General features: G+C 68.3%; 8 protein-coding genes. 1 reads left to right on the forward strand and 7 read right to left on the reverse strand.

Features of this window, described 5'->3' with window-relative positions:
• Nucleotides 1-1,159: tetratricopeptide repeat protein (locus GBZ26_RS22560; protein ID WP_247884871.1), on the reverse strand; the 1,159-nt coding region annotated here is incomplete at its 3' end.
• Nucleotides 1,160-1,298: 139 nt separating this feature from the next.
• A complete protein-coding gene (locus tag GBZ26_RS22565) occupies nucleotides 1,299-2,321 on the reverse strand; it encodes a calcium-binding protein (protein ID WP_174440778.1) in 1,023 nt (340 codons plus the stop codon).
• A 516-nt stretch (nucleotides 2,322-2,837) separates the two neighbouring features.
• Here GBZ26_RS22565 and GBZ26_RS22570 point away from each other — a divergent pair.
• Nucleotides 2,838-3,827, forward strand: a complete 990-nt coding sequence (locus tag GBZ26_RS22570; protein ID WP_343207324.1) for a glycosyltransferase family 4 protein — start codon at nucleotides 2,838-2,840, stop codon at nucleotides 3,825-3,827.
• 36 nt (nucleotides 3,828-3,863) lie between these two features.
• Here the strand turns inward: GBZ26_RS22570 and GBZ26_RS22575 are convergent, their stop codons facing one another.
• The 5 genes from GBZ26_RS22575 to GBZ26_RS22595 all read right to left on the reverse strand — a co-directional run.
• Nucleotides 3,864-5,150, reverse strand: coding sequence for an ABC transporter ATP-binding protein (locus GBZ26_RS22575; protein ID WP_174440780.1), 1,287 nt, complete (start codon nucleotides 5,148-5,150; stop codon nucleotides 3,864-3,866).
• Nucleotides 5,147-6,562, reverse strand: coding sequence for an ATP-binding cassette domain-containing protein (locus tag GBZ26_RS22580; protein ID WP_174440781.1), 1,416 nt, complete (start codon nucleotides 6,560-6,562; stop codon nucleotides 5,147-5,149). The genes GBZ26_RS22575 and GBZ26_RS22580 overlap by 4 nt, the downstream gene beginning before the upstream one ends.
• Nucleotides 6,559-7,416 carry an ABC transporter permease gene (locus GBZ26_RS22585; RefSeq protein WP_174440782.1) on the reverse strand — a complete coding sequence of 286 codons (858 nt, stop codon included), beginning with the start codon at nucleotides 7,414-7,416 and terminating at the stop codon, nucleotides 6,559-6,561. Before GBZ26_RS22585 ends, GBZ26_RS22580 begins: the two co-directional genes overlap by 4 nt.
• Entirely contained in the window at nucleotides 7,413-8,588 is a 1,176-nt protein-coding gene (locus GBZ26_RS22590; RefSeq protein ID WP_246654312.1) for an FkbM family methyltransferase, read from the reverse strand. Before GBZ26_RS22590 ends, GBZ26_RS22585 begins: the two co-directional genes overlap by 4 nt.
• Before the next feature lie 12 nt (nucleotides 8,589-8,600).
• The coding region (locus GBZ26_RS22595) for a glycosyltransferase family 4 protein (RefSeq protein WP_174440783.1) at nucleotides 8,601-9,571 on the reverse strand (971 nt) is incomplete at its 5' end.

The following is a 9,571-nucleotide window of genomic DNA, read 5'->3' on the forward strand; positions in this document are numbered from 1 at the left end:
GCCAGGGCAGGGGGCTGCCGGCCAGCGGCTGGTCGCCCGGCCCGGCGGTGACGTGGAGCAGGCCGGGGGACAGGCCGGCGGCCACCGGGTCGATGAGGAAGCCGTAGCGCCCGCTCTCCACACCCTCAACCTGGACGCCTTCCATCGGGCGGTCCGCGGCCACGGCCACGGAATGCCCGGTCTCGTCCTCCACCCGGACCGTCACGGAGCGCGGCGGATCACCGGGACACCAGGCCCAACCGGAGAGCGTCGATTTGCCGCCGCCGTGATCCCCGTCGAGCAGGACGCTTCCCTCGACCGCCGCGTGGCGCCGGGGATGCAGGGGCGTGCCGAGCAACGGTTCGCCGCCCAGCGTGACGGACAGCGCTTCCCCCTCCAACTCCGGATCGATGGGAAGAGTGAAGCGGATCAAATCGCTGCCGCTGTCCTGCCGCCCGTACCGGCGCACGAACGAGCCGTGGGTCATGGCGAGCAGCAGGCCCCGTCGGGGGGACTCGATTCGGATGGTGCGGTCCCCATCCGGAACGCCCGCATCCGGAACGCCCGCATCCGCAACGCCCCCATCCGCAACGCCTGTGTCCGAACGGCGGGCCGCATCGGCGGGCAAGGCTCCGGCGATTTGCAGACCGACGTCGGCGGAAACCCAGCCGGCAGCCCCCCCGGTGAGGACGGCGTAATCGGCAAGGTCGCCCAAGAGAGGAGCGATGCTCACCGGAAAGCGGTGAAGCTGACGTGCCACCAAGGGGAGGAGGCGGTCCATCGCACCCAGTCGGGCAAGGGCCTGCCCCAGGGCGATCGCCGCGGTGGGACAGGCGGCGCGTTCGGCCTCCCCGGCCAGCAGCGGCGGCACCTCGGCGGACCGGTTGGCCGTGATCAGCAAAGCGGCAAGAAAGGTCTTGAGGGCGATGTCGTTCGGGGCGAACCGGGCGCTGCGCTCGGCCCAGCGCAGGGCACCGTCGAGATCCCCCCGTGCCAGGGCGCAACGGGCAAGCCCGGAGGCGCCCTGGGCATGGCTGCGGCTGTGGCGCAGCAAGGAGCGCGCCGCAACCTCCGCCTCGGCGATCGACCCATCGGCGAGCAGGTCTTCCAGACGCTGCAGATCCTGCGGCCGCGGTTTCGGGCGCCGCATGCGGGATGTCGCCCCGTCGGACGAACTCATGAAGGAAGGCCTCCTGCATCCGCTTGCGTCATGCCCTGCGGCTCGGCCTTCCATGCTGGAAAAGAGAAAAGGCATGAAGCGCATAAAAATGGACCTGCCGATCGCTCGGCAGGTCCATTGGGTAACGCAGAGATACTTATCAGACGGCGAAGTTGCTGGCGGTCAGGTTGGTGACGCCGGCGACCGTGATCTGGGTGCCGTCCGACAGCGACAGGACGGAGCTGCCGCCGGTGACCGTGACGCGCGACGCGACCTGGGCCGCGGTGAGGCCGTAGCCCTGAACCGCGATGAGGTCGGTGCCGGCCTTGAAATCGCCGATGACGTGCTTGCCGCCGCCGAAGACGGTGCTGAACACGAAGATGTCGTTGCCGTTGCCGCCGAACAGCGTGTCGTTGCCGACGCCGCCGATGATCGTGTCGTTGCCGTCGAAGCCGCCGATGACGGCCTTGCCCGACTTCGAGGTCGAACCGATCAGCAGGTCGTTGCCCGAACCGCCGGCGATGGTGGTGTTGCCCGAACCGCCGAAGATCGTGTTGTTGCCCGCCGCCGAAGCGATGGTGGTGTTGCCCTGGCCGCCGGCGATCAGGTTGTTGCCGCCGGTGATCGCCAGGTAGGAGTTGCCCGTGCCGGCGCCGATGGTGGCGTTGCCGCCGGCCGCGAAGACGGTGTCGTTACCGGCCGCGAAGATCTGGTTGTTGCCGGCCACGGCGATGATGGTGTTGTTGCCCGCACCGCCGGTCAGCACGTTGTTGCCGGCCGCGGCCACGACGGTGTCGGCACCCGTGCCGCCGAGGATGGTGGCCGAGGCGCCCGCCACGGTGCTGGTGCCCAGCAGCTGGCCGCCGGCGCCGCCGATCAGGGTCTGGCCGGTGCCGCTGCCCGCCTGCAGGACGGTGCCGGCGGTGTCGTTCGCAACCAGGACGTTGTTGTTGCCCGAACCGCCCAGCACCGTCGCCGCGGTGTTGGTGTTCAGGATCAGAACCTGGTTGCTGGCGTCGGTGGTGACCTGACCGTTGGTCAGCTTGTCATCGCCGATCGCGCTGACCGTCAGGTTGTTGGTCGACGAAACCAGGCTCGTGTTCTTGAGGACCGCGCCCGCCAGGGTGGACGGGATGTCAGTTACACCGCTGATACCACCGGTGATCGTGGACGATGTCGCCATGTTTGTGAACCCCCGCCAAAGTGTCTAAAACCTTGCGCCTTATGGCATGCCTTCCGCTCGATATCATTGGTAACCCCTTTTTGCAAGTGAGGAATGGAACCGCCCGATAGAATAACCACCTATGGGAAAGCAATCCGGATGGTTGGTGTGCTTCATCGACAATGTTTCACTTCGGTAATGGAGCCTCGGGTTGCGCCACTCTCTGTGAAACGCTGATGAATCTCGCAAATCCGCGCCTTTCCTGACACAGGCGGGTGGATTTGTTGGCCCTATTTGGAGAAGATGGCGGCAGACCGGTTTCGCGCTACGCTTCGAGCGTTCCGGGAACGGTGCTCCGCCCCGCGGGACTGTCCATCGTTCCTTGTTTGCAGCACCGCAGCCGCCGTGCCATTGTCCGAAGAAACATCACCCGCGGCCATGCGTATCCTGCTGCTTTCCCGCTACAGCCCTCGGGGCCCCAGCAGCCGTCTCCGGCACTACCAATTCCTGCCGGCTCTCGCCGAGGCGGGGATTTCAGTGGCCGTTGCCCCGCTGCTGCCCGATTCCTACCTGGAAGCCCTCTACGCCGGGCGGGCGCGCCCGTTGCGCAGCATCGCCCTGGCCTATGCGGCGCGCGTCCGCCAGATGGCCGCGGCGAAGAGCTACGACCTGCTGTGGATCGAAAAGGAACTGCTTCCCTGGTTCCCCTACGGGATGGAGCGCTGGATTCTGAATTCCGCTCCTCCCTATGTCGTTGACTTCGACGACGCCTGGTTCCACCACTACGACCGCAGCCGCTGGCCCCTGGTGCGCCGGCTGCTCGGGCACAAGCTCGACACGCTGATGCGGCACGCGGCTCTGGTGACGGTTGGGAACGACTATCTCGCCGAAAGGGCCGAAGCGGCCGGCACCCGCTCGGTCGTCATCCTTCCCACGGTGGTGGACCTCGTCCGATACCCCATCGCTCCGCAGCGGGTCGGGACGCCGCCGACGGTGGGCTGGATCGGATCGCCCATCACCGACCACTATCTCAGCCTGGTGGAACGGCCCTTGAAGGAACTGGTCATGGGGAACGTGGCCCGGCTCTGCCTGGTGGGGGCCACCCCCGCCGCGCTGGGCGCCTTGCCCGCCGAACGCCATGATTGGCGGGAGGACACGGAAACCGGCCACATCGCCGCCTTCGACATCGGCATCATGCCGCTTGCCGACACCCCGTGGGAGCGCGGCAAGTGCGGCTACAAGCTGATCCAGTACATGGCCTGCGGCAAGCCCGTGGTCGCCTCTCCGGTCGGCATCAACCGGGACATCGTGGAACACGGCGTCAACGGCTTCCTGGCCGAGACCCCGGAGGAGTGGGCCGGTGCGCTGCGTCGTCTGGCGGCCGATCCCGACCTGTGCCGGCGGCTGGGAGCGGCCGGCCGGGCGAAGGTGGAGCGGCACTATTCCCTGACGGGCACGGTGCCGCGTCTGATCGAAATCCTGCGCCAGGCCGCGGGCCGGAGGCCGGAGCGAACGGACGCCTCCTGACACATCGTCGGACGCCCGCCCGCCCGCGGGGCCGGCTCAGGGACGGCCGGCGTCGTTTCCGTGCACGTCCTGGACCTGGAAGCCGTTGTCGAGCCCGACCAGGGAATAGAAGGGCATCCACAGCTTGTCCCAATAGACGACCACCGGCCCCAGATCGCGCGTGCAGACCGCTTCCGGCCCGGTCCCGGCGCTTTCCAGAGTGATCCGCACCAGATACTCGCCGGGCGAGACCCGGAAGGGGATGTGGGCCAGGACCAGACGGCTGTCCGGTTCGATCGGGCGCGTCACACCGCTGATGACGCGGTCGAACCGGTCGACCAGCGCCACCCGCAGCCGCGCCGGTTCGACGTCCGTGCGGACGGCGACCTCCGCGGTCAGCGTTTCCCCGATCCGGCAATGCAGGCGCGGCGTTCCGGTCCCGTCCACGATCCCGGCCCCGGTGATGGCGAGGCCGTCCGCCGACGCTCCGCCGCCGGCGGGACCGCCGTCGGTGATGGCCGCCAGCCGCGCTTCGACCTCCGGCTTCGCGGGGCCTCGCGGGGCTTCCGCTTCCGGAAGGTGGGCCGGGTCGCCTCCCTTGGTGTAGCGGGAGACCACCATGTCCATGGCACCCATGGCCTCCACGCGGCCGTCCCGCAGCAGCAGGCCCCAGTCGCACATCTCCTGCATCAGCGAGAGATCGTGCGACACCAGAAGCATCGTGGTCCCGCGCTCGCGGAAGCGGCGCATCGCGGTGATGCATTTCTGCTGGAACGGGCCGTCACCGACGCTCAACGCCTCGTCGACGACGAAGATGTCGGGCTCCAGATGGATGAAGGTGCTGAAGGCCAGCCGCACGAACATGCCCGATGAGTAGGTGCGGACCGGATCGTCGAACGACTCGCCGATGTCCGCGAAGGCTTCGATCTCCGCCATCCGGGCGGCGGCATAGCCTTCGGGAAAGCCGAGCAGCCTGGCGCTCGTCAGAACGTTCCGCCGTCCCGTCAGCTCGGGATTGAACCCCGCTCCGAGTTCGAGCAGGGCCAGCACGCGCCCCGCCACCGCGACCCGTCCGGTGGTCGGCTGCAGGATGCCGCTCAGCACCTTCAGAAGCGTGCTCTTGCCCGAGCCGTTCGCGCCGATGATGCCGACGCATTGGCCGCGCGCCACCCGGAACGAAATGTCCCGCAGCGCCCAGGTCTCGTCGCAGCGCAGGTTGCGGCCGCCGTCCATCCAATCGCGCACCCGGTCCGACGGATTCCGGTAGATCTTGAAGCGCTTGGACAGATCCTCGGCGATGATGGCGGTTTCCCGGCCATCCGCCTCTCCGATTCCCTGGCTCATGTCGGCTCCACCCGCGCTGCGCACCGGTTTTCCATCGCAAAGGTCTCGACCGCGATTCCGATGTCGGCAACCCCGTCGAACATGGCGGCACCGTCGTCCGGCAGCACGTCCAGTTCGGTGAACTCGGGGTAAAGATCGTGGAACACCGCGTGATAGGGGTCCAGGCGCCGGCATTCGCCGACGGCGACGGAAAGCCGGTAACGGCCCGGAGGCACCGCCAACCGCAGCCAGGCGGTCACCACCCGCTCCTCGCCCGCGCCGAGCGGCCCGATCCAGACATCCCGGTTGGACGAACCGACCGACATCACCGAACGGCCCTGCGGATCGACGAGGTCGATGCCGAAGTTCGGCTCCTCGACGTCGCCTTGCGCCCGGATCAGAGCCTGGATGCCGAGCTCCATGCCACAGCGCGCCTGCCCGACGGGGTTCCCCTGGCGGTCGATCAGGCGCAGGGCCGGGATGAGGCATCCGCCGACCCCGGTTCCCCGACGCCCCTGGAGAAGGTCGTCGCGCCGGATCAGGGCGGGAAGCCCGGTCTCGGACCCGGCGCCCTCGGCCGCGGTTTCCCCGGCAGCGGCTTTTTCGGCAACGGCTTTTTCGGCCCCGGCGTCCTGGGATGTGGGGGTGGATGCCGGGGAAGGCTGCCGCGCCGCCGACACGGCCTTGCTCTGCCGCTCGCCCTGGATGGCGAGGTAGCGCGTGATCGTCTGGGTCGGGATGCCATGGGCGGCGACATGGCCGCGATCGAGGAGGATCGCCTCGTCGCACAGCTCCTGCACCGCCGTCATGTCGTGCGACGCGAACAGAAGCGTGACGCCGCGCGCCCGCAGGTTCCGCATGGCGACGGCGCATTTCTGCTGGAAGAACAGGTCGCCGACGCTCAGCGCCTCGTCCACGATGAACAGCTCGGGCTCCATGTGCATGTAGGTCGCGAAGGCGAGGCGGACGAACATGCCGGAGGAATAGGTGCGGACCGGGTGGTCGAAATGGACGCCGATGTCGGCGAAGGCGGCGATGTCGCCCATCCGCTCCGCCGCGAAGTCCGGCGGAAGGCCCATCAGCGAGGCGCTCGCCACCACATTCTGCCGGCCCGTCAGCTCCGGGTTGAAGCCGGTGCCGAGCTCCAGGAGCGACAGGACCCGGCCCTTCACGCTCACGGTTCCGGTCGTCGGCTGGGCGACGCCGGTCAGGATCTTCAACAGCGTGCTCTTGCCCGAGCCGTTGGAGCCGATCACGCCCAGGCAACGGCCGCGCTTCAGCTCGAACGAGACGTCCCGAAGGGCCCAGACCTCGCGGTAGCGCGGGTGCCGGGATTCGCCGGGCAGCCAGTCCAGCATCCGTTGACGCGGGCTGCGGTAGACGCGGTAGCGCTTGCCGATGCCGGACGCGACGATGGCGGATTCCTGCGTCACAGGACGTCCCTGAGTTCCGGGGCGAGCTTCGCCAGGATCCGTCGCCCGAGCAGGAGCGAGCCTGCCGCCCAGGCGGCGGCGAAGCCCCAGGCCAGCAGGCCGCCGGAGGTTCCGAACAGGAAGGCTTCGCGGAAGATGTGGACGAAGGGATAGAAGGGATTGAGCCAGAGGAGCGGATGCAGCGACGCCGGCAGGATTTCCACCGAATAGATGATCGGGGTCAGCCACATCCAGAGCTGCAGCACCAGCGCGATCATCTGCGCCATGTCGCGGAAGAAGACGTTGAGGGTTCCGAAGCAGAGCCCGAGCCCGAAGCCAAGCCCGATCATCAGAAGGCCCGCGGGAACCATCAGCAGCCACGACCAATGGGGGCTGTGCCCGAGCAGGAAGGCGGTCGCGATCAGAAGGGCGAGATAGATGCCCAGCGTGATGGCCGAGGACACCGCCGTCCGCATGGCGAAGACCAGCTCGGGAATGGCCAGCTTCTTGAGGTATCCGGCGTTCTCGATGAAGGTTCCGGTGACGCGGCCCAGGCAATCGGAAAAGGCCAGCCAGGGCAGGAGACCGGAGCAGAGATAGAGAAGGAAGGACACGGTCTGCCCTCCCTCCGATTTGAAGCGGTTCGGCATGATATGGGAGAAGACCAGCGAGAAGATCGCGATCATCGCCAGTGGATGCACGACGTTCCACAGGACGCCCAGGCCGGTGCCGGCGTAGCGCTGCCGCAGGTCCTCGACCGCGTTGGTCAGGATGTAGCGGCGGTAGGACAGCAGGGTTTGCAAGACGCCGGGCTGCGCCGGAGCGTTGGCGCCGTTTCCGGACAGACCGCTTCGCAGCGGGTCGGACACCGTCATCGGGTGGTCCCCATCAGCCACGCGGGATCAAGGTCGCGCCGAACCGCGACGATGTTCTGGAACGCGAAGACCTCCAGGAAGGTCGGGCGGTAATCGTCGATCGGGATCACCCCGTCGGGCAGCAGGCGGAACAGGCGGAAATCGGCCAGGGCCTCCATGAAGTCGCGGAAGAAGGTGCGCGACATCACGTTCATCTCGTTGAACTCGAACTGGATGACGTCGATCTTCCGCTCCGCGAACAGGCGGGCGCCCCCCTGGAAGACGGCCAGCTCGTGCCCTTCGGTGTCCACCTTCAGCAGGTCGATGCGCTCGATTTCCAGATCGGCGGCCACGGTGTCCAGCGGCTCGATGCGGATGGTGTGGGAGGTCGCCGGCTTCTTGTGGATGCGCTCGATCACGTCCCGGTACAGCGAGGCGTGCTGGGACCCGTCGCTGTCGGCGTAGTCGTAGATCTCCAGCTCATGCGACTGGTCGCCCAGGCCGAGCGGCACGGCCTTGGCCCCGGCTTCCTCGGCGACGCGGGCCAGGGTTTCGAAGGTGACGGGATGCGGCTCGAAGGAGAAGATGCGCGCCTGCGGCGACAGGGAGCGCACCAGCCGCGTGTAGTCGCCGCTGTGCGCGCCGACGTCGAACACCACCGCGTCGGGCCGCCATTCCAGAAGCCGGGCCAGGAAGCGGTGCTCCCCGCTGACCCAGTCGTTCTGGTAATTGAGGATGCCGACGCTGTTGAGCGCCTGGTAATACTGCGTTTCCGCCGGCTGGCCGGCCACCGCCATCAGCTCGGCCGGCCCCTCGCCGGTCAGGCGGCCGACGCGCCCGTGAAGGTCGGCCACCGCCCCCGTCACGGAACCGAGCGCGTTGCCGACGACCCGGCTGGACGCCGTCAACCGCTCCAGGTTCCCGATCAGACGCTGGTCCATCGCGGCCACTTCCGCCTTCAGCGCCTCGAGTTCGGAGCGCGTGGACACCACGGAGGACAGCCGTTCGACGGCCCCGATCAGATCGCCGTAGCGGGCATGAAGATCGCCGTAGCTGGCGTGCAGGTCGCTGTAGCGGTCCTGCAGCTCGCGGTAACGGATTTCAAGCGTGGGCAGGGATTGTTCCATCCGGTCGCGGATCGCGAAGATCGCGTGGACGGTGGCCCGCAAGGATTGAAGTTTGTTCCAGGACATCCGGCAAAAACCTTAATGGCGTTGGCGCAATCCCGCCGTGCGCAGAGCGGTCACCGTCAGGTTGCGCAGGCGCCAGAACGGGCTGTTCTGGATCGACGTCGCGACCTCGTTGACGCGGACCAGTTCCTGCTCGCATTGGGCCAGACGCTCCAGGACGGCGGGGTCGGGGACCACGAGGGGCTCCGGCTCCTCCGGGACGGTGGCCTCGGCGGCGCGCTTCATGCGGATGGCTTCCTCGATCCGGAACCGCTGCGCCTCGGCCAGCAGTTCCTTGGTCTCCTGCCACTGCGGTCCGGGCACCGGCAGGGAGCCGGCCTTGATCCGGTCGACGGTTCCGGTGCAGGCCTGGGCCAGGATCTCGGCCATCGCGGTGAAGGAGAAGCGGGCGGCCTGCTCCAGCCCGCGGCGGACCAGCTCGGCGCGACGCTCGGGGTCGGCGACCTCGCGCAGCCGGTCGGCAAGGGCGGGGGCGTCGTTCTCGCCCACGAACAGGGCGGCGTCGCCGGCCACCTCGACGATCGACGAGTTGGCGCAGGTGATCACCGGGCAGCCGCAGGCCATCGCCTCGACGATCGGCATGCCGAAGCCCTCGTAACGCGACGGGTAGACCAGGGCCCGCGCCCCGGCGTAGGCCAGACGCAGATCCTCGTCGCTCAGCGACAGACGCACCACCGGAACGCCGGGCGCGAGCACGGCGAAGGTCGGTTCGATCTCCGGCTGGCCGCCGACGCACAGGACCATGACCTCGTCCGCGGCCCCTTCCATCAGCCCCAGGGCATGGAACAGCAGCAGACCGTTCTTGTAGCCTTCGTAGCCGGCGCGGTCGCCGACCATCAGCACATAGGGCCGGTCGATCCCGTGCGCCTTGCGGAAGGCGTCGACCTCCGCGGCCCCGGCCGGGCGGAAGGCGTCGCCGACGCCGTTGTGGGCGACCACGGTGCTGCCGGCGGGGACGCAGGGGGACAGCCGCTCCAGGTCGCGGG

It is taken from the genome of Azospirillum formosense (assembly GCF_013340925.1).
Taxonomy (GTDB): Bacteria; Pseudomonadota; Alphaproteobacteria; order Azospirillales; family Azospirillaceae; genus Azospirillum; species Azospirillum formosense.